We start from the raw sequence: 25514 nt of genomic DNA on the forward strand, positions 1-25514 counted from the left end.
AGTTTACCCTAATTCGCACGCTGCTCCGTCGCTATGACCTTCGCTGCGGCAGTCGGCTCGCTGACCACTGGTGGCCGCGCCGGACGCCGCCACTGTGGGAGACTGATCAGCACCACCGCGCCGATGATCACCAGCATCGCCAGCGCCTCTTCGATGCCGATGGTCTCGCCGACAAACACGATCCCCAGCAACACCGCCACCGCCGGGTTGACGTAGGCATAGCTGGTGGCCGCCGCCGGGCGAACGTTTTTCAACAGATACATGTAAGCGTTGAAGGCGATGATCGAGCCGAAGAAGATCAGGTACGCCAGCGCCAGCCAGCCTTCCAGCGGCGGCATGGCCTGCAGGTGTTCACCGCTGGCCGCGCTGCCGATCAACAGCACCACGCCGCCCACCAGCATTTCCACGGCACTGGCCATTGCGCCTTGAGGCAGCGGCAGGTATTTGCTCCACACCGAACCGAACGCCCAGCTCGCTGCCGCGAAAATCAGCAACGCCGCGCCCAGCGGACTCGATTGCAGGTTGGAGCCCATGTTGAGCATCGCGATGCCGATAATCCCCATCACCACCCCGGCCCACTCCAGGCGGGTGTTGCGCGCCCCCCAGAGATAACCGCAGAGCAAAGTGAACAGCGGCACCGTCGCCACCGCCAACGCCGCGACACCCGACGCCACGCCGCTGTGCTCGGCCAGCGTCACCGCGCCGTTGCCGAAACTGAGCAACAGAATCCCGATGATCCCCGCCGCTTTCCACTGCGCCCAAGTCGGTGCCGGTGCCCCGCGCCAGCGCAGGAACGCGTACATCAGGGTGCCGGCAATCACGAAGCGCACGCCGCCGAGCATCAGCGGCGGCCAGTACTCGACGCCGATGCGGATCACCAGATAGGTCGATCCCCAAATCACGTACAACGCAAAAAACGCAGCGATCAAGGGCAAGGAAAAACGGCGCAAGGCAGACATGGGCAGCTCGAAAGTCAGACTCAGTGGATTGGTTATTCTAGAAAGGCCAACCGCTAAAAATAAGTTACAAAGCCTGTTTATAGCGCCGGTACACTTTTGAAAACACGGAGATCGACGGCCAAAACCGCGATTTCGAAAGTCTGGCAATTTCAGGAGTACGACCTTGGACAAATACGACCGCATGCTGCTCGGCGCCCTGCTCGAAAACGGTCGCGCGTCCTACGCCGACCTCGCCCGCAAAGTGAACCTCTCCGCCCCCGCCGTCGCCGAGCGCGTGGCCAAACTCGAGGCCAGCGGCGTCATCACCGGCTACTCGGCCAAAGTCGACATGGCCAAGCTCGGCCTGCCGATCCAGTGCGTCATCGAACTGCGCCTGAACCAGCACGGCAACCCGAAGGTGTACGACGAACTGATCAGAATTCCACAACTCACCGAATGCCACCGCGTCACCGGCGACCCGTGCGTGATCATGCAGGCGGCTGTGGGCTCGATGACCGAGCTGGAAGAGCTGATCAACCGGGTGGCGAAATTCGGGTTCAGCAAGACGTCGATCGTGTTGTCGAGTGCGATAGAGAAGCGGGTGCCGTTGGGGCATATCGAGGGCAACGGCAAACCCTGAGGCAAGGGTTGATCCCTGTGGGAGCTGGCTTGCCCGCGATGAGGCCATCACATCCGACAATTTGGCTGACAGACAATACGCCATCGCGGGCAAGCCCGCTCCCACAGGAAAATCTGTTTGCCTGAAAATCAGCGATAGCGTTGCAGGTGCTCGCCGACTTTCGCTGCCGGCACTTTCTGCAATTTGCATAGCAAGTCGTGCGATAGCTCCCGCACCCCATGCTTTTGCCGCAGTTCATCCGCCAGATGCGCCAGCAAATTCGCCGCCATCTCCGCATCCGCCATCGCCCTGTGCGCCTGACCGGTATGCGGCAGTTGGGCAAAGGTCGTGAGCGTACCGAGCTTGTGGTTCGGCGCCGCCGGCATCAGGCGGCGGGCCAGCAGCAGCGAGCAGGCGAAGTTCTGCAAACGGGTGCGTTTGATCCGGCCCAGTTCGAAGTCCCAGAACTTCTGGTCGAACGCGGCGTTGTGCGCCAGCAGGGGTGTGCAGCCGACGAATTCGTTGACTTCGTTCATCACCTTTTCCGCCGAAGGCGCGGTGCGCAGCATGGCGTTGCTGATGCCGGTGAGTTGTTCGATGAAGGCCGGGATGCGGACGCCGGCGTTCATCAGGCTCTGGTAGCGCTCGACGATGCGGCCGTTTTCCAGCATGACCACGGCGATTTCCGTGGCCCGGCAGCTGCTGCTCGGCGAGATGCCGGTGGTTTCAAAGTCGATGACTGCAATGCGTTCCAAACCGGGTGGTACTCCGTCCAAATCAATGCTTGAGCTTGCGCTCAATTTTTCAACAGCAGCGCGCCTTCGATCGGCACGTAACGGCTGGCGGCGCGGATCAGCGAGTTGGCCGTCAGGCCGGGAACGCCGTAGGCCACCGCTTGCACGCCGTGTTTGTTGATGATGCGTTCGAGCAGCATGTCGAAATCGCCATCACCGGAGGCCAGGACGATTTCGTCGACGTGATCGGCGGCGTCCATGATGTCGAGGGTGATGCCCACGTCCCAGTCGCCCTTGGCCGAGCCGTCACTGCGCTGGATGTAGGGTTTGAGTTTTACGGTGAAACCGAGGTTGCGCAGGATCTGCTGGAACTGCTGCTGTTTGCTGTCGCCCCGGTCGATGGCATAGGCGTAGGCCTCGACGATCTGCCCGTGCTGGCTGACATCCGCCCACAGCGCCGCGTAGTTGAAGTGGCAACCATAGGCCTGACGCACGGTGTAGTAGAGGTTCTGCACATCGGCGAACACTGCGATTTTTTTCACCGGAGTTCCTGTGAGCGCTGACGCGCATGAGCCGGATCAGGCACCAGGCCCGAAAAAGGCGCTCAGTATGCCAGCCCGAAGGAAGGTTCCGCGAATAATCGGCCCGGGGCGCTCAGGCGCCCCGGACGAATGGTGAGTCAGACGAAGGAATCGTCGTCATCGAAGAACGATGAGTTGTCATCGCTGTAGTCGGTGTCGGTAAAGCCGCCCTGGTCATTACCGTAGGAGTCGTTGTTGGCCATGCGCTGATCATCACCCCAGCCGTTGTTGCTCTGGTCGTTGACTTGAGCCGGCTCTTCCTTGATGACTTCGACGATTTCTTCCGGCTGCTGGTTGTGATGGAACAGGCTGCTGATGCCTTGCGCCAGCATCACGCCACCGGCCACACCGGCCGCTGTTTTAAGGGCGCCGCCGAGGAAGCTGCTGCCCGCCGCCGGGGCCGCTTGTTGCTGGCCATAACCCGGTGGTGGCGCACCGAAGTTCTGCTGCGGTGCCGGTTCACGCCAGCCGCCAGTGGAGGCCGGGGCGCTCTGGGTCGGTGCCGGGCGCGGGCTGCTGCCACCGAAGATGCTCGACAGGAAGCCGCCACCGCTGGAGGCCGGCAGCGCGCTCTGCGCCTTGGCCGACTGCAGTTCTGCCTGCAATTGCTTGACCTGTTGAGTCAGTTGTTTGTTTTGTTCGTCGAGGCTCTTGAGGGCAGCCTCCTGCACCAGAATCGCCTGGGTCATGAAATAACCTGCGGCCGGCTGGCGCGTCAGGTGTTCCTTGATCCGCGCCTCGGCCTGGGCGTCGCGCGGGGCTGCCTCCGTTTCGGCCTGTTGCAGCCGGGAAAACAGTCCATCGATCAGGGTTTGTTCTTCGCTGTTCATGGCGACCTCGTAGATTGCCGGGGATAACGTTGCCCTCCTCCACGTCGGAGAAGGCGCACCTCTGTAATGGAGGCAGCAACAGAATGTTTCAATGACCTTTACCGAACGTTTACGTTTGCGCAGCGAAACGGATCATCGGTTAAAGTGGGCCACTGTTTTTGACCTGCGATACCGACTGATGAATGCCTTCGATGTGCTGCGCGACTCCCTGTATTTCTTCAAACGCAATCTGGGCCGGATCGTCCAGTTGTGCCTGCCGCTGGTGATTGTCGAAGCCGTGCTGCAACAGGTGGTAGACCATGCCAGCGATCCGGACGGCTACTCGGCCATCAGCGTGATCGTCGGCCTGCTGGTGTATCCGCTGTACACCGCCGCGCTGATTCTTTTCCTCGATGCCCGCACCCGCGGCGAATCCCCGCAAACCCGCGATCTGCTGGCGATGGCCGCTCGTCTATGGCCGCGCTTCGCTCTGCTGACTGCACTGAACACGCTGTTGATCCTGCTCGGTCTTTCCCTGTACTTCCTGCCGGGGCTGTGGCTGATGGTCACTCTGGCCTTCGGTGAATATCTGCTGGTGCTGCGCGGTTACGGTCCGTTGCAGGCCATGAAGGAAAGCCTGCGCCTGAGCCGTGGGCATTTTCTGCGGATTCTGGTGTGCATTCTGTGTGTGATGGGGCCGCTGTGGCTGCTCAAGGGCCTGACTTTGCAGGTCTATCCCGATCCGCAGAATCCGTTGATTGCGGTGCTGATCGACAGCGGCCACAGCTTCCTGCAACTGTTCACCAGCGTGGTGCTGTTCCGCCTGTTCATGCTGATCAGCGAATTGCCCGACAAACGTGACGGAATAGTCTGACTGCACCGAGCTTGGGCTGATGGATGGGTCTCGGGTATGCTCGGGACCACTTCCGTATCGCTATAAGCCGAGCCATGACCCGTCTACTGCGCTACATCCTGTTGCCCGTACTGTTCGTCCTCGCCCTGATCGGCACGCTGATCTACAGCCTGACCTGGCGCCCCGACGCCCGGGAAACCCTGCCGGTCAGTTGCACCGGGCAACCGCCGATGCTGGTCCCCGGCCAGGCCCTGAAAGTCATGACTTGGAACGTGCAATACCTGGCCGGCAAGCGCTACGTGTTCTGGAATGACCTGGCGCAAGGCGACGACGAAGCCCCGACTCCGGAAGACATGGCGTTCAGCCTCGATGAAGTGGCGCGGGTGATCCGCGACGAACAGCCCGACGTGGTGCTGTTGCAGGAACTGGATGACGGCGCCAAGGCCAGCGACTATCAGAACCAGCTCAAGCTGTTGCAGGAACGCCTCACCGACCTCTACCCGTGCAGCGCCCACGCCTTCGACTGGAAGGCCGATTTCGTCCCGGATCCGCACATCTTCGGCAGCGTCGGCCGGCAACTCGCCACCCTCAGCCGCTACCGCATCGAACACGCCGAACGCCTGCAATTGCCGGTGCAGCCGGCGAATTTCATCAGCCGTCAGTTCCAGCCGAAAGATGCCCTGCTCGCCACCACCCTGCCGCTCAGCGATGGCGGGCAACTGGTGGTGTTCAACACCCATCTGGATCGCGCCACCCAACCGGACGACACCTTGCAGGCGCAGGTGACAGCGGTGGCCAAGGTTCTCGACAAACACGAAAGCCACGGCACGCCGTGGCTGATCGGGGGGGACTTCAATCTGTTACCGCTCGGCCAGTACCGGCGCCTGCCCACCGAGCAGCGCACGCCGTACTCCGCCGACAGTGCGCTGCATGTGCTGTGGGACAAATACCCGATGATCCCGACCAACAACGAAGCCAGCGGCATCGACCGCGCCAAGTGGCTGACCCATTACCCCAACGACCCCGGCCTCAATGGCCCGGACCGCACGGTCGATTACCTGTTCTACAGCCCGAAGATCAAACGGGTCGAAGCCACGGTGCGGCAGGACGACACCTTGCGCATCTCCGATCATTTGCCGGTCATTGCGCGGTTCCTCCTGCCACCCAACTGACCTCAATGAGCCTCTTCGAGATCGTCGTGCAACAGCCCGAAAATCTGCCGCTTCATGTCGATGAACGAGCGCTCCATCACCATGTCCAGCGTGCGTGGGCGTTCGATCGGCACATCCAGAATCTGCTTGATCCGCCCCGGCCTGGCGCCCATCACATACACCCGATCGCCGAGCAGGATCGCTTCGTCGATGTCGTGGGTGACGAACAGCACGGTTTTCTTGCTGTTGCCCCACACCCGCAATAACAGCTGCTGCATTTGCAGGCGGGTCTGGCTGTCGAGGGCGCCGAAGGGTTCGTCCATCAGCAGGATCTGCGGATCGTTGGCCAATGCCCGGGCAATCGCCACCCGCTGCATCATGCCGCCAGACAGTTGCTTGGCGTAGTTGTCGGCAAATCCTGACAAGCCGACTTCGTGGACATAGTGATCGACAATTTCCTTGCGCCGCGCCGCCGGCATGCCCCGACGCTTGAGGCCGAATTCGACGTTCTGCCGCACCGTCAGCCACGGGAACAACGTGTAGCTCTGGAACACCATCCCGCGATCCGCGCCGGGACCCTGAACTTGCTGGCCGCCGACGTAGATTTCGCCGGAAGTCGGCTCCGCCAGGCCGGCGGTGAGGTACAGCAGGCTCGACTTGCCGCAGCCCGACGGCCCGACCAGCACCGCGAACTGCTGATCCGGCACTTCGAACGACACCTCTTCCAGCGCAGTGAATGTACCGCCACCGGGTTTGGTGTAGCGCAGGCTGACCTTGTCCACCTGCAACCTTGGCGCGGCGTGTGCCGGTTCGGCGACCGGCTCGATGAAACGACGGTTGGCAGCGGTTACTGAGCCCATGCGGCAATCCTCAAACGCAAGAAGCGGAACAGTTGATCGGTGACCAGGCCGAGCAGGCCGATGATCGCGATGGCGAGAAAAATCACATCGACCTGAAAGCCGCGCATGGCCTTGAGGCTCAAGTAGCCGAGGCCACTGGAAGCGGCGACCAGTTCGGCGACCACCAGATAGGTCCAGGCCCAGCCCATGGTCACCCGCAAGGTGTCGAGCACACCGGGCAACGATGCCGGGGCGATCACATGCAGCACTGCGTCACGCCGGTTGGAGCCGAGGGTGTAAGAGGCGTTGATCAAGTCCTTGGAGATGCCTTTGGACACGTCCGCGATCATCACCAGTTGCTGGAAAAACACGCCGAAAATGATCACCGAAACCCGCTGCTCCAGACCGATACCAATCCACAGGATGAACAGCGGCACGAACGAGGTCACCGGCAGGTAGCGGATGAAATTCACCAACGGTTCGAGGAACGCCTGGACGATGCGAAAGCTGCCCATCAGCAGGCCCAGCGGCACCGCCACCAGCGACGACACGATGAAACCGACCATCACCACTTCGACACTGGCCCAGACATGCTGGCCAAGGGTGCCGTCGCGGCTCAGGCGCACCGCGGCTTCGACCACCGCGCCGGGCGTCGGCAGGAACATCCCCGGCACGATGCCGCCGTAGGACAACCCGGCCCACAGGCCGACCAGCAACACCCAGGCCAGCCCGCTGGCGCTCCACACCACCGGCACCGGCAACCCGGTCTTCGGCGTGATGCAGCGGCTCAGCCATGAATTGCGCTTGAACATGAGTAGTCTCCTAGAGCGGGCTGACGAAACGGTTATCCACCAGATCGTCGTTGCTGACGTTGTAGGGCTTGCCCTGCAATTCGCTGGCGGTTTCGTTGGCCAGTTTGATCAGCGGTGCGCTGTCACCCGGCTTGCCCGGCGAGCCAAGGAGTTTTTCGCTCATGGCCTGATCGTAGAAGCGCACGCCCTGCGCAGCGGCGGCCAGTTCCTTTGGATCGGACAGGTAACCGCCGACACCCTTGGCCATGATTTCGTAGGCTTTCTGTGGATGGTCCTTGGTGAACTGCACCGCTTTGTAGAGACCGGCGACCAGCGCCTTGACGTCTTCCGGCTGCTTCTCGATCACCGTGCAATTGAGCGCCACCACATCGACGATCACCCCCGGCGTACTGCTACTGTCGATCAGCACCTTGCCCTGCTGCTTGTCGCGCACCATCGACAGATGCGGCTCCCAAGTCACGGCGGCCGGCACACGACCGGCGATGAACGCGGTGGCAGCATCGTCAGCGGTCATGTTCTGCACGGTGATGTCGCTCATCCTCATGCCGTTCTTTTTCAGCAGGTACGAGAGCCAGAACTGCGAGGTCGAGCCTTCGTTGACGGCCACGGCCTGGCCCTTGAGTTCTTGCAGGCTCTTCACGTTCTTGCCGACCAGCACACCGTCGCCGCCATGGCTGTCATCCAGCGCGGCCACGGCCTTGAAGCAGAACTGCGGGCGGTACTTGAGCACTTCGTCGATGGTCGAGGCCGAGCCGGACAATTGCCCGGATGCCTGGGCGGCCATGTACATCGACGCTTCTTCGACCACCGGCAATTCGACGGTCAGACCGTTTTCCTTGAAATAGCCCAGATCCTGAGCCAGATACAGGGTGCCGTAACCGACCCACGTGGTGTGGCCAATCGACAAGGTGCCGGCCTGGGCGGCGGTGACGGAAAGGGCGGAAATCGCCAGAGGACATGCAAGACGGGTAAACAAGGACTTGTTCATGGAGCACTCCCAACGCTGTTGATTTAGTTGTCATGGGCAGTACGGCCAGCCTCGTCGGCGCGGATGCACGCTGCGGTCTCTGCTGGACTCTGGCGGGCAATGCCTTGGCTGGCGAAATCGATGTTGACCCAGGCTTGGCGTAAGGAAAACGAGGAAATAGTTAGACGCGAACGATGAAAAAACTGGGTAGTGCGCACCGCGAAAGGGCGTGTCGGACGGGGGTGCCCGAGGTGGGTGCAAAGCTCAAAAAAATCGCAGCCGAAGGCTGCGATTGTTAGCGTTTCACACAGGTTTCAAATCAGAGCCGACCGTATTCCTGCGCGGTACGATCCAGCGCTTTCAACGTCTTGCCCACCAGTTCGTCAATCTCTTCACGACTGGCAATCAGCGCCGGCGCCATGATCATCCGCCCCAGTGTCGAGCGAATGATCACCCCCTCTTCAAAACCGATCGTGCGGCAGCGCCAGGCGATGTCGTTCTCATTGGCAAAGCGCTTGCGCGTGGCCTTGTCTTCGGCCAGTTGCAGCGCCGCGACCATGCCCGTGCCCTGGATATCGCCCACCAACGGGTGATTGCCGAACACCTCGCGCAGACACTGTTGCAGGTACGGGCCGATGTCATCCTTGACCCGCGTCACCACGCCTTCATCGCGCAGCGCCTTGAGGTTGGCAATCGCCACCGCCGCCGCCACCGGGTGCCCGGAATAGGTCAGACCGTGGGCGAACACACCGCCCTGCTCCACCAGCACGTCGGCCATTTTCTTCGACAGGATCAGCCCGCCCATGGGGATGTAACCGGAGGTCAAGCCCTTGGCGATGGACAGGGTGTCCGGCTCGAAACCGAAGTATTCGTGGGCGAACCATTCGCCAGTGCGACCGAAGCCACCGATCACTTCATCGGCGCACAGCAGCACGTCGTATTGGCGGCAGATGCGCTGGATTTCCGGCCAGTAGCTTTCCGGCGGGAAGATCATCCCGCCCGCGCCCTGGAACGGTTCGGCGATGAACCCGGCGACCTTGTCGGCGCCCAGTTCGAGGATCTTCGCTTCCAGTTGCTGCGCCGCCCGCAGACCGAATTCCGCCGGGGTCAGATTGCCTTCGTGGGCGAAGAAGTACGGCTCGTCGATGTGCGCGATGTCGGGAATCATCCCGCCCATTTCGTGCATGAACTTCATGCCGCCGAGGGCCGTCGCGGCCAGGGTCGAACCGTGATAGCCGTTCCAGCGGCCGATCATGATTTTCTTCTCGGGCTTGCCCAGCACCTGCCAGTAACGGCGTACGGTACGGATCAGCACCTCGTTGGCCTCGGAGCCGGAGTTGGTGTAGATCGCGTGGCTGTAGTGCCCCGGCAGCAGGCTGAACAGCAGCTCGGAGAGCTCGATCACCTGCGGGTGGGTGGTGTGGAAAAACATGTTGTAGTACGGCAACTGCTCCAGTTGCCGGCTCGCGGCGGCGTTCAGATCCTTGCGCCCGTAGCCGAGGTTGGTGCACCACAGCCCGGACATGCCGTCGAGGTAGCGCCGACCGTCGTTGTCCCACAGATGCAGGCGATCACCACGCACCATCACCCGTGGGCCTTCGTCGTTGAGGGCTTTCTGGTCGACGAACGCATGAATGTGGTGCGCTGCATCGGCGGCCTGGTAGTCGCGGGTTTCACGTGAGGTGGTCATCGCCGGATCTCCTTTCTTGTTGTGAGCGGCTGTCATGAGCGCAGTTGAAACCAGGTGGTTTTCAACTGGGTGTATTTGTCGAACGAGTGCAGCGACAGATCGCGGCCGAAACCCGATTGCTTGCCACCGCCGAACGGCACGGTCACGTCCAGCGCATCGACGCTGTTGACCGACACCGTACCGGCTCGCAATTGCCGCGCCACCCGGTGCGCGCGGTGCAGATCATCGGTCCACAGCGACGCCGCCAGACCGTAGACGCTGTCGTTGGCCAGGTGCAAGGCGTGGGCCTCGTCATCGAACGGAATAACCGCCAGCACCGGGCCGAACACTTCTTCGCGAAACAGGGTCATGTGCGGCTGCACGTCGGTGAAAATCGTCGGCTGAACGAAGTTGTCCGAACCGTTGAAACTTAGCTGCCGCCCGCCGCAGACGCGGGTCGCGCCTTCACGCTCGGCCTGGTGGATGAAGCGCAGAATGCTTTCGGTCTGACGGGTGTCGACAATCGCCCCGGCCGCACTCGCCGGGTCCAGCGGATCGCCCGGCTGCCAGCGTTCGGCCTGAGCCTTCAGTCGCTCGACGAACTCGTCATGAATCGAGCGCTCCACCAGCAACCGCGAGTTGGCCGAGCAGACTTCGCCCTGATTGAAGAAGATCCCGAACGCGGCTTTCTGCGCCGCCAGATCCAGATCCTGGCAGTCGGCGAACACCAGGTTGGCGCTCTTGCCGCCGCACTCCAGCCACACCTGCTTGAGGTTCGACTGCGCGGAATACTGCATGAAATATTTGCCGACCTGGGTCGAGCCGGTGAACACCAGGCAATCGACATCCGGGTGCAAGCCCAAGGCTTTGCCGGTCTGTTCGCCGAGCCCCGGCAGCACGTTCAACACACCGGCCGGCAGCCCGGCTTCAAGCGCCAGCTCGGCCAGGCGCAATGCAGAGAATGGTGATTGCTCGGCGGGTTTGAGAATCACCGAGTTGCCCGCCGCCAGCGCCGGCGCGAGTTTCCACGCGGCCATGTCCAACGGGAAATTCCAAGGCACCACCGCAGCGACCACGCCCAGCGCTTCGCGGGTGATGGTCGCCAGCACATTCGAGGCGCTTGGCGCGACCTGATCGTAGAGTTTGTCGAGGCTTTCGGCGTACCAGCGGAACACCCCGGCGGCGCCCGGCACGTCGATGTTGTAAGCGTCCATCACCGGTTTGCCCATGTTCAGCGAATCGAGCAGCGCCAGCTCTTCGCGATGGGCCAGAATCAGATCCGCCAGCCGCAGCAGCACTTGCTTGCGCTCGGTCGGTGAACGCCCGGCCCAGGTGCCGGCCTCGAACACCTGCCGCGCATTCTGCACCGCCGCATCGACGTCTTCTTCACCGCACGCGGCGACGTTTGCCAGCAGCTGGCCGGTGGCCGGGTTGATCGCGGCAAAGGTCTGCCCCGACTGCGCCGCACGCAATTTGCCGTCGATCACGGCCTGGTACGGATAGCTCAATTCAGCGGCCTTGCGCTGCCAGTCTGCAAGCTCGAACACGGTGGTTGCTCCTTGGACTTTTATTCTTTTGAGAACAGTGCGGGGTCGATAGTCGCTCAGGCCCGTGCGCGCTAAAACCAGTAAAAATGTCTTCGCAGACAATAAAAAAGGTAACCAGCCGATGGCCCCTTCGCGCGCGTATGGGGCTATTGTTCAGGGACAAAAAAACCGCCGACAGAACGGAGGCCGGCGGCTTACAAATTGCTTGGATGTGAAATCCGTTCGCTTTGAGGTTCACCGTGGCCGCTTACAACCTGCGTCAGTTGAAATACTTCATCACCACCGTCGAATGCGGCAGCGTCGCCGAAGCGTCGCGCAAGCTGTACATCGCGCAACCGGCGATTTCCACGGCGATCAAGGGGCTGGAAGACAGCTTCGGCGTGCAACTGCTGATCCGTCATCACGCTCAGGGCGTGTCGCTGACACCGAGCGGCGCGCGGTTCTTCCGCAAGGCTCAGGAACTGCTGCGCATGGCCAAGGAGTTCGAACAGAACGCCCTCGCCGACAACGACGTGGTGGCCGGGCAGATCGATATCGGCTGTTTCGAAACCGTCGCGCCGCTGTACCTGCCGCAGTTGATTGCGGGCTTCTCGGCGCTGTATCCGGGGGTGAAGATCCGCATCCGCGACGGCGAACAACAGGAACTGGTGCAAGGCCTGACCTCGGGCACCTTCGACTTGGCAATCCTCTACAAACACGACCTCGATGCCACCATCGAAACCGAACCGCTGATGCCGGCCCAACGGCCTTATGCCCTGCTCCCGGCAGATCACCGCTTCGCCCAGCTCAAGCAGGTTTCGCTGCGGGACTTGTGCCTGGAACCGATGATCCTGCTCGACGTGCAACCGAGCCGCACCTACTTCGTCAGCCTGTTCGAAGAACTCGGCCTGTCGCCGCGCATCGAGTTCAGCTCGCCGTCGATCGAAATGGTGCGCGGCATGGTCGGCCAAGGTTTCGGCTTCTCGATCCTGGTCACCCGCCCGCATTCGGAATGCACCTACGACGGCAAGAAAGTCGTGTGCGTCGACATCGTCGAAGATGTCACCGGGTCAGGTCTGGTGGCGGCGTGGCTCAAACGTGGACAACTGACCAAACCGGCGCAGTTGTTTGCCGATTATTGTCGGGAGCAGCTGACCGCGAAGGCCAGCCGCTGACTCTCACGTACCGCGCGGTTTGGCTCGTGCGGTGGCTTCAGCCACCAGCGGATCATCCGGCCAGTAATGCTTCGGATAGCGCCCCTTCAGATCCTTCTTCACCTCGGCATAGGTGCTGCGCCAGAAGTTGGCCAGATCCTGCGTCACCTGCACCGGGCGCCGTGCGGGCGACAGCAGGTGCAGCTTGACCACCTGCCGACCGCCGGCGATGCGCGGTGTGTCGGCGAGGCCGAACAGCTCCTGCAAACGCACGGCGAGAATCGGTGGTTGCTCGCTGTAGTCGAGGCGAATCGACGAGCCTGACGGCACGCTCAGGTGATGGGGCGCCTGTTCATCAAGCTGTTGCGGCAGTGGCCAAGGCAGCAGATTACGCACGATACTCGACAGGTCGAGGTTGGCGAAATGGCTGAGGCGCGAGACTTTGCCCAGGTAAGGCATCAGCCAGTCTTCGAGTGTTTTCAGCAACGTTGCGTCGCTGACATCCGGCCATTGGCTGTCGCCCTTGGCGTCCAGGTCGAGCTGACGCAGCAACGCGACTCGCGCCTGCCACTGGCGCAGTTCCGGGGTCCACGGCAGCAGCTCCAGCCCCTTGCGCCGCACCAGATTGACCAGTGCCTGACTGCGGGCGTTTTCGTCGAGACCGGTCAGCGGCTCGCGGCTGAGGATCAGTTCGCCGACCTTGCGCTGACGCTCGGCGCGCAGCACGCCTTCGCGTTCGTCCCAGTCCAGTTGATCGACGTTGTGCACCTGTTCCGCCAGCACCGAATCGAACAGCGCCGGATCGAAATCCGCCGCCAGATAAATCCGCTCTTCACGCTGACCTTGGCGACTGCCGAGGTCGGCGATGACGATCCACGGTTCCTTCATCAGGCTGTCGGGTTCGGCGAACAGCGCGGCGCGGCCGTTGGCCAGTCGATATTCGGCGCCACCGGCCCGCCGCTGCTGGGCGACGCGGTCCGGGTAGGCCAGCGCCAGCAGCGCGCCGAGCCAGCGTGGATGATCCGGGTCGGCGACCGGTTCGCTGGCCTTACCGCGCAGGTAGCCGTAATACTGCCGCGCCAGTTGCCGGGCACGCTGCACGCCGCCCTGAGCACCGCGGGCCGCGCGTTCTTCGCCGGACAGCAGCACCAGACGACTGTGCAGATCCGCCCCCGCACCGCGCAAAATGTCGCGCTCGCCGAGCAACGCGGCAACATCACAAGCCATGTTCGACAGCCCCAGAGCCTGACCGCGCAACAGCAAATGAGCGATGCGCGGGTGCGCCGGCAATTCAGCCATGGCCTGACCGTGGCGATTCAGGCTTTCACCGTCCAGCGCACCGAGGCGCTGCAACAGATCCTGAGCCTGTGCATAAGCGGCCGCTGGCGGCACATCCAGCCAGATCAAATCACTCGGCGCCACGCCCCAGCGCCCGAGTTGCAACGCCAGCCCTGCGAGATCCGCCGAAAGGATTTCCGCACTGCCATAAGCCGCGAGTTGTTCATGCTGATCCTGCGACCACAGGCGATAACACACGCCCGGTTCCAGACGCCCGGCCCGGCCGGCACGCTGGGTAGCGCTGGCTTTGGAGATGCGTTGGGTGTCGAGGCGGGTCATGCCGCTGCCGGGGTCGAAACGCGGCACCCGCGCCAGCCCGGCGTCGATCACCACGCGCACGCCGTTGATGGTCAGGCTGGTCTCGGCGATGTTGGTGGCCAGCACCACTTTGCGCTGGCCGGCCGGCGCCGGGTCGATGGCGGCACGCTGGGCATTCAGGTCGAGTTCGCCATGCAACGGGCAGAGCATCACGTCGCTGCGCTCACCAATGGCGTCCGCCAGTTGCTGATGAACCCGCCGGATTTCCGCCTGCCCCGGCAGGAACACCAGCAGGCTGCCGGTTTCATCGTGCAGCGCTTCGAGCACCGTTTGCGTGACACGTTGATCGATGTATTCGCCGGGCTGAAACGGCCGGCCCCAGCGCATCGTCACCGGGAACATCCGGCCCTCGCTGCGCAGGATTGGCGCGTTGTCGAGCAAACCGGCCAGACGTTCGCCTTCAAGGGTGGCGGACATCAGCAGAATCTTCAGCGGTTGTTCAGCTCGAAACAGCTCGCGACCGTTCAGACTGAGGGCCAGCGCCAGATCGGCGTCGAGGCTGCGTTCGTGAAATTCGTCGAAGATCAGCAGACCCACGCCTTCCAGTGCCGGGTCGTCCTGCAAACGCCGGGTGAGGATGCCTTCGGTGACCACTTCGATGCGGGTGTTGGGGCCAACCTTGCTGTCGAGGCGGATGCGATAACCGACGGTTTCACCGACCTTCTCGCCCAGCTCGCTGGCCAGCCGTTCCGCCGCTGCGCGCGCGGCCAGTCGACGCGGTTCGAGCATGAGAATGGTCTGCCCGTTCAGCCATGCTTCATTGAGCAGGGCCAAGGGCACGCGGGTGGTTTTACCGGCGCCGGGCGGTGCTTCGAGCACGGCTTCGTGGCGTGTCGCCAACGCTTCACGCAGGGCGGGTAAAACTTCGTCGATCGGCAAAGAAATCATGCTGGCTCCCAAACAGAGCGGCGAGTATAACGGCGAACTGCTGAGCGTTCGTCAGGGTCTTAACTTCACACGATGACGCTTCGTTAACAGATGACTCAGGAGATTCCCATGCGCTTACCTTTTCGCCTGATCGGCGGTGTACTGGTTGCCACCCTGCTCACTCAGATCACCGCGTGCGGTTCGATTTTCTATCCCGACCGGCGCGGCCAGATCGACGGCAAGATCGACCCGGCGATCGCCGTGCTCGATGCCGTGGGCCTGCTGTTCTATATCCTTCCGGGCGTGATCGCGTTTGCCGTGGACTTTGCCACCGGCGCGATCTATTTCGAACCGGGCCACACGGCGCAAGTTGATCCGGCCAGGCTCAAGCAAGCCATCGGCCCGGACGGCCAAGTCGATAACCTCAAGTTGCAGGCTATTCTCGAAACGGAGCTGGGCCGCAATCTGCCGCTGGACGACCCGCGCCTGATCCAGCACAAGGGCAGCACCCAGCAACTGGCGATGTTCGGCCTGCAACCTGCCGCATAAGGAATTGACGCACCCATGACCACAAGCCCCGAACACGCCCGCCTGCTGCGGCTGGCGACCCGCGCCTCGGTGGCGGTGGCCTGTACGCTGATCATCGCCAAAGCCATCGCCTGGTGGCTGAGCGGTTCGGTGAGCATGCTCGCCGGCCTCACCGACTCGGCCCTCGATGGCATCGCTTCGTTGCTCAATCTGCTGGCGGTGCATTACGCGCTGCGCCCGGCGGATGACGATCACCGTTATGGCCACGGCAAGGCTGAATCCCTGGCGGGCATGGCCCAGGCGCTGTTCATTGGCGGCAGTGCGCTGCTGATCGCGTTTCAGGCTTATGAGCGTCTGAAGAATCCCGAGCCCCTCGGCGCGCCGTGGCTGAGCATCGGGGTGATCGTGTTTTCCCTGGTGCTGACGGCGGCGCTGCTGATGTTGCAGCATCGGGTCATCAAGCAGACCGGCTCCAACGCCGTGCGGGCGGATTCGCTGCATTACCGTTCGGACCTGTTGCTCAACGGCAGCATTCTGATTGCGCTGGTGTTGGCCGGTTTGGGTTTCGAGCAGCTGGATGCGTGGTTTGGTCTGGGGATCGCGGCATACATTCTGTGGAGCGCAATCCAGATCGCCCGGGAAAGTTTTTCGGTGCTGATGGATGAAGAGCTGCCGACGGATGTCAGTCAGCACATGCTCGAACTGGCGTGCGGCGTACCGGGCGTGTTGGGCGCGCATGATTTGCGTACGCGGATTTCCGGCAATCACTGGTTCGTGCAGTTGCACCTGGAGCTGCCGGGGGAGCTGACGCTGTCAGTGGCTCACGGCATCAGCGATCAGGCGGCGGATGCCATTCACAAAGCCTACCCACGGGCCGAAGTGCTGGTGCACGCCGACCCGCAGGAAGTGGTCAAAGCCGCTCGGGCTCAGTAGTTGACCTGATAACCGCGACTGCTCAGGCAATTGCCCTGGGCCTGGCGGTAGGCCTGCACCACTTCGGGCGCCGGCTGGTAGGTCGCGGTGCGCGGATTGAAGCCGCTTTGCTGCACCGCGTACTGATAGCACTCGTAACCATCGCGCTGAACCTGCTCCGGTGACTGACCGTTGGCCGGATAGGCTTCCACGTCATAACCATTGCCGGTCGGCTGCGATGGCTGCTGCACCGGCGGCTCGACCACCACGTAATCCTGGGTCGCTTCCTGATAGGCGTAGTACGAGCCGGCGGCGAGGAACAGCAGCGAACCGCCGATCCACACTTCACGGGCGTAATCCGGCAGGTACTGGATGCGAATCCCGCGCGGCGGCTGAACCACTATGTAGCGCGGGCCTTGTGGGCGATACCAGTAGCCGCCGGAGTAGAAGTAGTCCTGGCCGCGATAGGGCACGCGGTAGTCACGATCCGGGAAACGGTCGATCACATGGCCCGGCCGGTACTGCGGGCCGGGGCCCCAACCGTTGCCATGCCCATCGGGACGACCCGGCCAGCGGTTGTCGTTGGGGCGGTTGCCGGTCTGCCAGTTCTGGTGATAACCGTTCTGCGGGCGCTCGTCGCGGTAGTAACCCTGACGAGGTTCCTGGGTCTGGCGCACGGTGTCGGGGCGCGGCTGGATCGGCAGGTCATTGGCCGGCAGTTGCGGCGGCGGTGGCGGCTGGCGCACCGGGTTGGGGTTGTACGCCGGACGTGGCTGGTTCTGCCACTGGCCGTTGTTCGGTTGCCCGTGGTTCTGCTGACCGTTGTGCTCGAACTGGCGGCTGTTGTCGCCACGAATGATGTCGTTGTTCTGCCGCTGCGGATTGTTCTGACCGTGCGGCTGATTGCCACCGCCATGGCCCTGATTGCTGCCCTGATGCTCCGGCCCGCGTCCGCCGCCGTCGGGGCCGCGATTCTGCGGCTCATCCGCCAGCGCTTGCGCACCGACACTCACACACAGCAAACCAACACTGGCCAGACGCCAGATGCGCGACTTCATGGAATTCCTCACTGCGGACCAAGGCCTGAAATTAAGAGGGCGTGTAGCTAAGACCGGGGATGGACACACCGGGTTCTGCTACAGGTTATCAGTCACGTCATTTATTTATTGAGCGAGATGGGCCAAATCGCGGGCAAGAAAAAAGGGAGACCCGTCGGCCTCCCTTCTAGAGAACTTCGTCCTGGCTCGACGCTTTTGACGTCGGCTCACCTCACGCCGTCTTCTGGACAGTGTGCAGCTCGGGGGCCGGCACAACCCCGGTGGGGGTGGCGGCCGCGGCGGGCCGGATTGGGCGGGCCGCAGTGGACTGTGTTACCGAGCAGTGATTCTGGTGATAAGAATAGGCCCGGAGCCGCGACAGATGATTGCGAAGATTGCTCAAATAAACATCACTTGCGCAATTTTTAACCCTGGATAGATAATCCGCCGCAATAGTTAAGACAAAGGACCGTTTGATGAGCAAACTCGACCGTTACGACCTGAGTATTTTGGCGGAATTGCAGCGCGACGCCCGCATCTCCAACCAGGAACTGGCCGAGCGCATCGGTCTGTCGCCCTCCCCGTGCTCGCGCCGGGTCAAGCAACTGGAGGACGACGGTTACATCTCCCGTCAGGTCGCCCTGCTCGATCGCAAGATGCTCGGCCTTAGCCTGACCGCCTACGTGCTGATCGGCATGGACCGGCACACGCCGGAGCGTTTCGAGAATTTCGAAGCGGCGATCCGCACCTTGCCGCAAGTGCTGGAATGCAGCCTGGTGACTGGCGTGGATGCCGACTATCAGCTGAAAGTGGTGGTGCCGGACATGGATCACTATCAGAAGCTGCTGCTGGGGCATCTGACCCGGATCGAAGGCGTAACCAGCGTGCGCTCGAGTTTTGTGCTGAATCAGGTGCTCAACAGCACCGAACTGCCGCTGACTCATCTGCGCAGCTGAAATCGACGAATGACTGCGGCACACCGACGCAGGTCAATGCTGCGTCGTTCACCGCTGGCGTATACTCCCGGCCGCCCTTTCAGCCGCGCAGCGCCGGAGATGCCCGATGGATCCAGCAGTATTTGAAGAGTGGATGATGACCGGTCTGGTTAGCATCCTGATCATTTTCATGGGTTTCATCGTCTGGGATCTGGCGAAGAAGTCCAAGGCCGGACGCTTCGGCTCGTTCATTCTGTTCTTCGTGCTGGGCCTGGGCGTGGCCGCGTTCATCATCAAAAGCGTGGTGATCGGCCTGATCGAATCCGGCGCCTTATAAGCGCGCCGGCACTTCTTTCCACTGGCCCTGATCGAGCCCTTCGATCGTCCAGTCACCAATCCTGACCCGCACCAGCCGCAACGTCGGCAGCCCGACCGCCGCCGTCATCCGCCGCACCTGGCGGTTGCGCCCTTCGCGAATCACCAGTTCCAGCCAGGTTGTCGGAATCGTTGCGCGAAAGCGCACCGGTGGATTGCGCGGCCACAGTTCGGGCTCGTCCAGTTGCCTCGCTTGCGCGGGCAAGGTCATGCCGTCATTCAATTCAACGCCGTCACGCAGACGCTGCAACTGCTCGGCCGTAGGCAGGCCTTCGACCTGCACCCAATAGGTTTTCGCCAGTTTGTGCCTGGGGTCGGCGATCCGCGCCTGCAACTGACCGTCGTTGGTCAGCAGCAGCAAACCCTCGCTGTCGCGGTCCAGCCGTCCGGCCGGGTAAATACCCGGAATGTCGATGTAATCCTTGAGCGTCGCCCGCCCTTCACCGTCGCTGAATTGCGTCAGCACATCGAACGGTTTGTTGAACAGGATCAGCTTCGGCTCAGCGGGCGGTGCCTTGGCGACACGGCGCGGGGCTGAAGAAGCTGGCTTCGCGCCGGGGCGGCGGGAAGGCGGACGTTGGGGACGGGACATAAGAGAGAAGACATTTAGCGATCAGGGCTGACAATGCTAGTGCCCCGACCGCCAAATGACCACGACAAACCGTTAGCGGAACGGCGGCTCGTCGAAGCTGCGCAGTTTGCGCGAGTGCAGCGAATTGAGTTCGGTGCGCAGCAGATCCACTGCTTCGATACCGATCTTCAAATGCTGACTGACCGCACGTTCGTAGAACGCGTTGGCCGAACCCGGCAGCTTGATTTCGCTGTGCAGCGGCTTGTCCGACACACACAACAACGTGCCGTACGGCACCCGCAGGCGATAACCCTGGGCGGCGATGGTGCCGCTTTCCATGTCCACGGCCACGGCGCGGGACAGGTTGATCAGCGGTCGCTCCTGGGCCCAGCGCAATTCCCAGTTGCGGTCGTCGTAGGTCAGCACGGTGCCGGTGCGCAGGCGCTTCTTCAGCTCTTCGCCTTTTTCGCCGGTGATGTTGGCCGCCGCTTGCTGCAACGCCAGTTGCACTTCGGCCAGGGCCGGAATCGGAATGTTCGGCGGCACTACCCGGTCGAGAATCCCGTCGCGACGCATGTAAGCGTGAGCCAGCACGTAGTCGCCGATGGTCTGTGACTGACGCAGGCCGCCGCAGTGACCGATCATCAGCCAGCAATGCGGACGCAGCACAGCCAGGTGGTCGGTGATGTTCTTGGCGTTGGACGGGCCGACGCCGATATTGACCAAGGTCACGCCGTGGCCATCGCTGGCGATCAGGTGATAGGCCGGCATCTGATAGCGGTGCCAGACCACGCCGGCCGCAATCGCCGAGGCTTCGCCATGATCCATGCCTTTTTCGATGATCACGTTGCCCGGCAACACCATGCGCACGAAACGCGGGTCGCGGCGCAGTTGTTCCAGGCCATGGACGATGAACTGGTCGACATAACGGTGATAGTTGGTCAACAGAATCCACGGCTGCACATGGCGCCAGTCGCTGCCGGTGTAGTGCACCAGACGACGCAGCGAGAAGTCGACGCGCGCGGCGTCAAACAGCGCCAGCGGCAGCGGATCGGTGTTTTCCCAGTCGTAGAGCCCGTCGGCAATGCCATCGGTGGCGGCGGACAGGTCGGTACTCGGGAACACTCGCGCCAGCACGGCGGCAGTGACACCGGAGCCGGCCAGTTCATCGCCCTGCTCGACCACGTACGGGTACGGAATGTTCTGCCCGCTGACTCCGACTTCGACAGTCACGGTGAAGTCGTGCATCAGCGGCGTGAGCTGCTCGAGCAGGTATTTGCGAAACGCCTTCGGATGGGTAACGGTCACGCTGTAAGTACCCGGCAACTGCACCTTGGCGTAGGCGCGGGTGGTCTGCGGGACTTCGCCCTGGCAGTGGTAGGTCAGACGCAGTTCGGGATAACGGAACAGGGCACGTTGCTCGGCGTCGGGCTCGACGCGATCCTTGAGATAACGCTTGAGCGCCGAGTTCAGCGCCGTGGTGGCCCGCTCATGCAGCTCGGCGAGACGATCCACGGCCTGTTCGGCGGTTTGAACGACAATAAACGCTTCGGTCACGATCAGCTTCCTGTGTTCTGACTTGCAGAGCTTCATCTTGCCTGCATCGTGGCGTCACGGAAACAGTGGCGTAATGGCTTTGTCGCGATCCCCCTTCAGAAACCTTGTGGTGTGGAGCGAGCGACGATGGCTTCGACATCCAACCCGCGCGGCAACGCGCCGTAGACCCGGCCGCCACCGCTCAGGCGACTGGCGATAAAAGCATCGCTGACCGCCGAATTCCCGGCCTCCAGCAGCAGCTTCGCTTGCAGTCCCAAAGCGATGTCTTCGGTCAGTTGCCGAGCGCGGTACTGAATGTCACTGGTGTCCTTGAACTGCGCCTGCAATTGCTGAATGTGCGCGGCCAGTCGCTTGTCGCCATGGCCGTCGCCCAACTCGCTGAACAACACATCGAGCACGCCCGGCTCTTTCGACAAGGCGCGCAACACGTCGAGGCATTGCACATTGCCGGAGCCTTCCCACGTCGAGTTCACCGGCGCCTCGCGGTACAAACGCGGCAGGATGCTGTCTTCGACATACCCGGCGCCGCCCATGCATTCGGCGGCTTCGTTGATCATTGCCGGCGCGCGTTTGCAGATCCAGTACTTGCCCACCGCTGTCACCAACCGGGCGAACTGCGCTTCATGGCGGTCATCGAGATGATCCAGCGCCTTGCCCATGCGCAGGCTCAGCGCCAGCGCGGCTTCGCTTTCCAGCGCCAGATCGGCCAGCACGTTCTGCATCAGCGGTTGTTCACTGAGCAGTTTGCCACCGACCTTGCGATGGGCGCAGTGATGGCTGGCCTGGGTCAGCGCCTGACGCATCAGCGAGCTGGAGCCGACCATGCAATCGAAACGGGTCATCGCCACCATCTCGATGATGGTCGGCACGCCGCGCCCTTCCTCACCGACCATCCACGCCAGCGCACCACGGAACTCCACTTCGCTGGAGGCGTTGGACTGGTTACCGAGTTTGTTTTTCAGGCGCTGGATGTAGAACTGATTGCGCGTGTCGTCCGGGCGATGGCGCGGCAGCAGGAAGCAGCTCAAGCCCTTGTCGGTTTGCGCCAGCGTCAGGAACGCATCGCACATCGGCGCCGAACAGAACCACTTGTGCCCCACCAGTTCATAGGCCTGGCCCGGGCCACTGGCGCCGACCGGATAAGCCTTGGTGGTGTTGGCACGCACGTCGGTGCCGCCCTGTTTCTCGGTCATCGCCATGCCGATGGTGACGCCGGCCTTGTGGGCCATGCCGACATTGCGCGGGTCGTATTCGGTGGCGAGGATTTTCGGCAGCCAATGCTCGGCCAGATTCGGCTGCAAACGCATCGCCGGAACGCTGGCGAAGGTCATGGTCAGCGGGCAACCACTGCCGGCCTCGGCCTGACTGTGCAGATAGCTCATGGAAGCGCGGGCGACATGGGCGCCGTCCTGTGGATGAGCCCAGGGCAACGACGTCAGGCCATGTTCAATGGCAGTGCGCATCAGCTCGTGATACGCCGGATGAAACTCCACCAGATCGATGCGATGACCGTAGCGGTCATGGCTGGCAAATACCGGTTTGTTCTGGTTGGCAAGGAACCCGGCCTCCATCAGCGGCCCGCCGGCCAGCGCGCCGTAGGCATCGATCCGCGACTCGGCCCAGCCAGCGCCGAACCGCCGCGACCACTCCTGCAATGGCAGATCAATGCGGTACAGGTTGGTGCCGTCCAGCGACGGTGGCTGGTTGGTGACTTCGTGGGTTTCGGCGAACTGATGCAGGTTCATGACGGGGCTCCTTGATCGGCCAGAGCTTCAGTTAAGCACCGCACCGGAACCGATCAAAGTGTCATATCGGCCGAAATGCCGGCGCTTTCACCCTGTCAGCAACTCAACACCCGCCGCTGCATCGCCACCTGCAGATCCTCGAATTTCACCGGTTTGCTCAGGTAGTCGATCGAGCCACCCGACGCACAATGCTCGCGATCCGCCCCCAGCGCGATCATGAACACCGGCAGATGGGCGCATCCCGGCAGGTCACGGATCTGGCAACACAGCGATGCCCCGTCGAGCGGCGGCAGCTGGCAATCGATCAGCACGGCATCGAAGCGCTCGCGCTGCAAACAGTCGAGCGCCGCCGCGCCGTGGTCGGCGGTGCGCACCCGGAAACCGAGCTTGAGCAACATGCCGCGCATCACCAATTGATTGACGCTGTTGTCGTCCACCAGCAACACGGTGCAATCCTGCGGCGCACGCACGGTGTCGCGGCTGAACGCGGGCACGGCTTCCACTTCCGGCAACTCAAACTCGACATCCAGTTGAAAGCGGCTGCCACTCCCCGGTTCGGAACGGTGCGTGAGCTTGCCGCCGAGCAGTTCCACCAATTGACGGCAGATCGCCAGACCGACACCCAGCCCGCCGTATTCGCGGGTCATCGAACCGTCGAGCTGGAAGAACCGCTGATACAGCGTGGCCTCGCCCAGATCGGTAAAACCGATGCCGGTGTCGATCACCGCGAAGGACAGCGCCAGCCGATTGTCCGTGGACGGTTTGCCGGTGACCCGCAATGCCAGACCGCCGACGCGGGTGAACTTGATCGCGTTGTCCAGCAGGCACTCCAGGCATTGCGCGAGTTTGGCGCTGTCGCCATGCAGGCGATCCGGCAGGGTCGGCAGCACGTCGACCTTGAAGTCCAGCGACTTGCTCGAAGCGTTGCCATCGAACTGCATCCGCAACGCCTCGACCACCCCGCGCAGGCTGAAACTGCCCGGTGTGGCCTTGAGCTTGCCGGCCTGCAATTCGGTCAGGGTCAGGATGCCGTTGACCATGCGCATCATGTCCCGCGCCGAACCGGCGGCGGTCTGCTGGTATTGCTCCAGTTCCGGATCGAGTTCGACGGTCTGCATCAGCTCCAGCGAACCGATCACACCGTTCATCGGCGTGCGCAGTTCGTGAGTCAGGGTCGCGAGGAATTCGTCCTTGAGCTTGTTGCTATGGGCCAGTTGCTGGTTGAGCACTTCGAGCTTCTGGCCCGCATCGAACAGGGTCTGCGCCTGTTGTTCGCGCATCGCGTTGATGCGGTCGGCCAGCGCCAGCGACAGCAGCGCCACTTCAATGGCCGAACCGATCTGGCTGGCGTACATGGTCAGGAACACATTCGGCAGCAGGCCCAGCACCATCATGGTGTTGACGATGCCGCCGATCAGGAACGCCGACCAGGCAATGATGAAATAACGCGCCACCCGCAGGCCGCGCCACCAGGCGAGGATCCCGGCGGCAAAGATCACCACGGTGAAGGTCAGCGCCAGGGTCGTCGCCAGACGCAGGGCCAGGCCATAACTGGTCATCAACGAGAGGCCGATCACCATGGCGCCGAACGCGATCAGGGCGATCAGCAGGCGATCGAGCCAGCGGCTGTGGTTCCTGGTCTGCAGGAAACTGCGGGCGAACTGGCTGCCGAACAGCCCCGCGCAACCGATGAAGAACGGCGTGGCGGCGTTGGCCCACCATGGGTTGTCCGGCCAGAAATACTCGACCGCCGCGCCATTGACCGACAGCTGATAGAGGCCGAACGAAGCGATATAGAAGATGTAATAGAGGTAACTGGTATCGCGCACGCTGAGGTAGATGAACAGGTTGTAGACCAGCATCCCCAGCAGCACGCCATAAATGATCCCCAGCACATACAGGCGCACCGGTTGGTCTTCAAGGTACGCGGTGCTCGACCACAACGTCACCGGCGCCTGGATCGAGCCTTCGCTGGACAACCGCAGATAAACGGTTCGTTGCTGATCCGGCTTGAACGCCAGGTCGAACAGGTAATTGTTCTGGCGGATCTCGCGACTGGCGAACGGCAAGGCGTCCCCGGTCTGCCGCACCAGACGGTAGTCGCCGGCCGCATCGGGCAGATACAGGTCGAGATGATCGAGCGGCGGATACGCCAGCTCCAGCAACCAGCTGCGCTGCGCCGACGGATTGGTCGGGCGGTAATGCAGGTCGATCTTCAGCCAGAACGCCGAGCGCGAATAACCGGCATTGAGCGTGGCTTTGTCATGGGGTTTGAAGTTTCCGGCGGCGGCTTGCGCGCAGACGTCGGCAATGCTCGCCTGACCGCTCGGGTCTTCGAACACTTGCAGGGATCGACCCAGGGGGAGGCTCTGGGTGAACTCGTCGAACTCGACGGCGCTTGCCAGGAGGGGCAAGCAGAACAGCAACATCAACAAATAGCGCATTGAAGCCCCAGCGTGGCTTGGCCGGTTGTGTCAGGAAGCCCCCCATTCCCTTTGAGATGACGTAAAACCGGTATTACCTGTTATTGGTTTGGATCCACTCTAGCATAGCCGTTGATGGCCATTGAGCACCATGGAAATTTTTCCCACAAAGGCTCTAGAACGGGCGTTCCAGAGCAAAATACCGGGCTAGAGCTGTTGGCTCGGTCAGATTGTGACAAGCGCTGTGGATCTCGCT

The 25514-nt window shown here is 62.4% G+C and carries 23 protein-coding genes; 8 read left to right on the plus strand and 15 right to left on the minus strand.

The window, feature by feature from the left end:
- Positions 1 to 8: 8 nt before the first annotated feature.
- Positions 9 to 959, minus strand: coding sequence for a drug/metabolite exporter YedA (gene yedA, locus QRN46_RS24300; protein ID WP_285357743.1), 951 nt, complete (start codon positions 957 to 959; stop codon positions 9 to 11).
- A 163-nt stretch (positions 960 to 1122) separates the two neighbouring features.
- On the opposite strand from yedA, the gene QRN46_RS24305 reads away from it, so the two are divergent.
- Positions 1123 to 1578, plus strand: a complete 456-nt coding sequence (locus QRN46_RS24305; protein ID WP_221615899.1) for an Lrp/AsnC family transcriptional regulator — start codon at positions 1123 to 1125, stop codon at positions 1576 to 1578.
- A gap of 128 nt (positions 1579 to 1706) precedes the next feature.
- Here QRN46_RS24305 and QRN46_RS24310 read toward each other — a convergent pair whose 3' ends face one another.
- From QRN46_RS24310 to QRN46_RS24320, 3 genes are all read right to left on the minus strand, one after another.
- Entirely contained in the window at positions 1707 to 2312 is a 606-nt protein-coding gene (locus QRN46_RS24310) for a 3'-5' exonuclease (protein ID WP_285357747.1), read from the minus strand.
- Positions 2313 to 2353: 41 nt separating this feature from the next.
- Positions 2354 to 2833: an NYN domain-containing protein gene (locus tag QRN46_RS24315; RefSeq protein WP_007958730.1), complete on the minus strand. Its 480-nt coding sequence runs from the start codon at positions 2831 to 2833 to the stop codon at positions 2354 to 2356.
- 137 nt (positions 2834 to 2970) lie between these two features.
- Positions 2971 to 3702 carry a DUF2076 domain-containing protein gene (locus QRN46_RS24320; protein WP_285357751.1) on the minus strand — a complete coding sequence of 244 codons (732 nt, stop codon included), beginning with the start codon at positions 3700 to 3702 and terminating at the stop codon, positions 2971 to 2973.
- Positions 3703 to 3880: 178 nt separating this feature from the next.
- Between QRN46_RS24320 and QRN46_RS24325 the strand changes: the two genes are divergently transcribed.
- Positions 3881 to 4555 (plus strand): YciC family protein, encoded by a 675-nt coding sequence (locus tag QRN46_RS24325; RefSeq protein ID WP_218189661.1) that lies wholly within the window; start codon positions 3881 to 3883, stop codon positions 4553 to 4555.
- Positions 4556 to 4629: 74 nt separating this feature from the next.
- Positions 4630 to 5706, plus strand: coding sequence for an endonuclease/exonuclease/phosphatase family protein (locus tag QRN46_RS24330; RefSeq protein ID WP_221615902.1), 1077 nt, complete (start codon positions 4630 to 4632; stop codon positions 5704 to 5706).
- A 2-nt stretch (positions 5707 to 5708) separates the two neighbouring features.
- Here QRN46_RS24330 and QRN46_RS24335 read toward each other — a convergent pair whose 3' ends face one another.
- From QRN46_RS24335 to QRN46_RS24355, 5 genes are all read right to left on the minus strand, one after another.
- Positions 5709 to 6545, minus strand: a complete 837-nt coding sequence (locus tag QRN46_RS24335; RefSeq protein ID WP_221615903.1) for an ABC transporter ATP-binding protein — start codon at positions 6543 to 6545, stop codon at positions 5709 to 5711.
- Entirely contained in the window at positions 6533 to 7336 is an 804-nt protein-coding gene (locus QRN46_RS24340) for an ABC transporter permease (protein WP_007958721.1), read from the minus strand. Before QRN46_RS24340 ends, QRN46_RS24335 begins: the two co-directional genes overlap by 13 nt.
- A gap of 10 nt (positions 7337 to 7346) precedes the next feature.
- Positions 7347 to 8324: an ABC transporter substrate-binding protein gene (locus QRN46_RS24345; protein WP_201818737.1), complete on the minus strand. Its 978-nt coding sequence runs from the start codon at positions 8322 to 8324 to the stop codon at positions 7347 to 7349.
- Between the two features lie 298 nt (positions 8325 to 8622).
- Positions 8623 to 9993 (minus strand): aspartate aminotransferase family protein, encoded by a 1371-nt coding sequence (locus QRN46_RS24350; protein WP_011336069.1) that lies wholly within the window; start codon positions 9991 to 9993, stop codon positions 8623 to 8625.
- A 32-nt stretch (positions 9994 to 10025) separates the two neighbouring features.
- On the minus strand, positions 10026 to 11519 hold the full coding sequence (locus tag QRN46_RS24355; RefSeq protein ID WP_011336070.1) for an aldehyde dehydrogenase: 1494 nt from the start codon (positions 11517 to 11519) through the stop codon (positions 10026 to 10028).
- Between the two features lie 239 nt (positions 11520 to 11758).
- Between QRN46_RS24355 and QRN46_RS24360 the strand changes: the two genes are divergently transcribed.
- Positions 11759 to 12673, plus strand: a complete 915-nt coding sequence (locus QRN46_RS24360) for a LysR family transcriptional regulator (protein ID WP_007958716.1) — start codon at positions 11759 to 11761, stop codon at positions 12671 to 12673.
- A gap of 3 nt (positions 12674 to 12676) precedes the next feature.
- Here QRN46_RS24360 and hrpB read toward each other — a convergent pair whose 3' ends face one another.
- Positions 12677 to 15196 carry an ATP-dependent helicase HrpB gene (gene hrpB, locus QRN46_RS24365; RefSeq protein ID WP_285357759.1) on the minus strand — a complete coding sequence of 840 codons (2520 nt, stop codon included), beginning with the start codon at positions 15194 to 15196 and terminating at the stop codon, positions 12677 to 12679.
- 108 nt (positions 15197 to 15304) lie between these two features.
- Between hrpB and pmcY the strand changes: the two genes are divergently transcribed.
- On the plus strand, positions 15305 to 15724 hold the full coding sequence (pmcY, locus tag QRN46_RS24370; protein ID WP_011336072.1) for a periplasmic Zn2+ metallochaperone PmcY: 420 nt from the start codon (positions 15305 to 15307) through the stop codon (positions 15722 to 15724).
- A gap of 15 nt (positions 15725 to 15739) precedes the next feature.
- A complete protein-coding gene (locus QRN46_RS24375; RefSeq protein WP_011336073.1) occupies positions 15740 to 16636 on the plus strand; it encodes a cation diffusion facilitator family transporter in 897 nt (298 codons plus the stop codon).
- Here the strand turns inward: QRN46_RS24375 and QRN46_RS24380 are convergent.
- A complete protein-coding gene (locus QRN46_RS24380) occupies positions 16630 to 17673 on the minus strand; it encodes a DUF6515 family protein (protein ID WP_011336074.1) in 1044 nt (347 codons plus the stop codon). The two genes, QRN46_RS24375 and QRN46_RS24380, sit on opposite strands and share 7 nt — an antisense overlap.
- 455 nt (positions 17674 to 18128) lie before the next feature.
- On the opposite strand from QRN46_RS24380, the gene QRN46_RS24385 reads away from it, so the two are divergent.
- Positions 18129 to 18608: an Lrp/AsnC family transcriptional regulator gene (locus QRN46_RS24385; RefSeq protein WP_007909658.1), complete on the plus strand. Its 480-nt coding sequence runs from the start codon at positions 18129 to 18131 to the stop codon at positions 18606 to 18608.
- Between the two features lie 106 nt (positions 18609 to 18714).
- Entirely contained in the window at positions 18715 to 18924 is a 210-nt protein-coding gene (locus QRN46_RS24390) for a DUF2788 domain-containing protein (RefSeq protein WP_003228500.1), read from the plus strand.
- Here the strand turns inward: QRN46_RS24390 and QRN46_RS24395 are convergent.
- The 4 genes from QRN46_RS24395 to QRN46_RS24410 form a co-directional block, all read right to left on the minus strand.
- Entirely contained in the window at positions 18919 to 19554 is a 636-nt protein-coding gene (locus tag QRN46_RS24395; protein WP_236676572.1) for a pseudouridine synthase, read from the minus strand. The two genes, QRN46_RS24390 and QRN46_RS24395, sit on opposite strands and share 6 nt — an antisense overlap.
- 72 nt (positions 19555 to 19626) lie before the next feature.
- The gene (gene amn / locus QRN46_RS24400; protein ID WP_011336076.1) at positions 19627 to 21126 is read right to left on the minus strand and encodes an AMP nucleosidase; all 1500 of its coding nucleotides are present in this window, start codon (positions 21124 to 21126) and stop codon (positions 19627 to 19629) included.
- 59 nt (positions 21127 to 21185) lie between these two features.
- The gene (locus tag QRN46_RS24405) at positions 21186 to 22835 is read right to left on the minus strand and encodes an acyl-CoA dehydrogenase family protein (RefSeq protein WP_011336077.1); all 1650 of its coding nucleotides are present in this window, start codon (positions 22833 to 22835) and stop codon (positions 21186 to 21188) included.
- 95 nt (positions 22836 to 22930) lie between these two features.
- Positions 22931 to 25279, minus strand: coding sequence for a hybrid sensor histidine kinase/response regulator (locus QRN46_RS24410; RefSeq protein WP_285357768.1), 2349 nt, complete (start codon positions 25277 to 25279; stop codon positions 22931 to 22933).
- Between the last annotated feature and the right edge of the window lie 235 nt (positions 25280 to 25514).

It is taken from the genome of Pseudomonas sp. lyk4-R2A-10 (assembly GCF_030209075.1).
Taxonomy (GTDB): Bacteria; Pseudomonadota; Gammaproteobacteria; order Pseudomonadales; family Pseudomonadaceae; genus Aquipseudomonas; species Aquipseudomonas glycinae.

What these genes read in the sequence shown, in the direction of transcription:
- yedA (WP_285357743.1), bottom strand. Translation starts at nt 959, where the DNA reads ATGTCTGCCTTGCGCCGTTTTTCCTTGCCCTTGATCGCTGCGTTTTTT.
- QRN46_RS24320 (WP_285357751.1), bottom strand. Translation starts at nt 3,702, where the DNA reads ATGAACAGCGAAGAACAAACCCTGATCGATGGACTGTTTTCCCGGCTG.
- QRN46_RS24325 (WP_218189661.1), top strand. Translation starts at nt 3,881, where the DNA reads ATGAATGCCTTCGATGTGCTGCGCGACTCCCTGTATTTCTTCAAACGC.
- QRN46_RS24330 (WP_221615902.1), top strand. Translation starts at nt 4,630, where the DNA reads ATGACCCGTCTACTGCGCTACATCCTGTTGCCCGTACTGTTCGTCCTC.
- QRN46_RS24335 (WP_221615903.1), bottom strand. Translation starts at nt 6,545, where the DNA reads ATGGGCTCAGTAACCGCTGCCAACCGTCGTTTCATCGAGCCGGTCGCC.
- QRN46_RS24340 (WP_007958721.1), bottom strand. Translation starts at nt 7,336, where the DNA reads ATGTTCAAGCGCAATTCATGGCTGAGCCGCTGCATCACGCCGAAGACC.
- QRN46_RS24345 (WP_201818737.1), bottom strand. Translation starts at nt 8,324, where the DNA reads ATGAACAAGTCCTTGTTTACCCGTCTTGCATGTCCTCTGGCGATTTCC.
- QRN46_RS24350 (WP_011336069.1), bottom strand. Translation starts at nt 9,993, where the DNA reads ATGACCACCTCACGTGAAACCCGCGACTACCAGGCCGCCGATGCAGCG.
- hrpB (WP_285357759.1), bottom strand. Translation starts at nt 15,196, where the DNA reads ATGATTTCTTTGCCGATCGACGAAGTTTTACCCGCCCTGCGTGAAGCG.
- pmcY (WP_011336072.1), top strand. Translation starts at nt 15,305, where the DNA reads ATGCGCTTACCTTTTCGCCTGATCGGCGGTGTACTGGTTGCCACCCTG.
- QRN46_RS24375 (WP_011336073.1), top strand. Translation starts at nt 15,740, where the DNA reads ATGACCACAAGCCCCGAACACGCCCGCCTGCTGCGGCTGGCGACCCGC.
- QRN46_RS24380 (WP_011336074.1), bottom strand. Translation starts at nt 17,673, where the DNA reads ATGAAGTCGCGCATCTGGCGTCTGGCCAGTGTTGGTTTGCTGTGTGTG.
- QRN46_RS24385 (WP_007909658.1), top strand. Translation starts at nt 18,129, where the DNA reads ATGAGCAAACTCGACCGTTACGACCTGAGTATTTTGGCGGAATTGCAG.
- QRN46_RS24390 (WP_003228500.1), top strand. Translation starts at nt 18,715, where the DNA reads ATGGATCCAGCAGTATTTGAAGAGTGGATGATGACCGGTCTGGTTAGC.
- QRN46_RS24395 (WP_236676572.1), bottom strand. Translation starts at nt 19,554, where the DNA reads ATGTCCCGTCCCCAACGTCCGCCTTCCCGCCGCCCCGGCGCGAAGCCA.
- amn (WP_011336076.1), bottom strand. Translation starts at nt 21,126, where the DNA reads ATGAAGCTCTGCAAGTCAGAACACAGGAAGCTGATCGTGACCGAAGCG.
- QRN46_RS24405 (WP_011336077.1), bottom strand. Translation starts at nt 22,835, where the DNA reads ATGAACCTGCATCAGTTCGCCGAAACCCACGAAGTCACCAACCAGCCA.
- QRN46_RS24410 (WP_285357768.1), bottom strand. Translation starts at nt 25,279, where the DNA reads ATGCGCTATTTGTTGATGTTGCTGTTCTGCTTGCCCCTCCTGGCAAGC.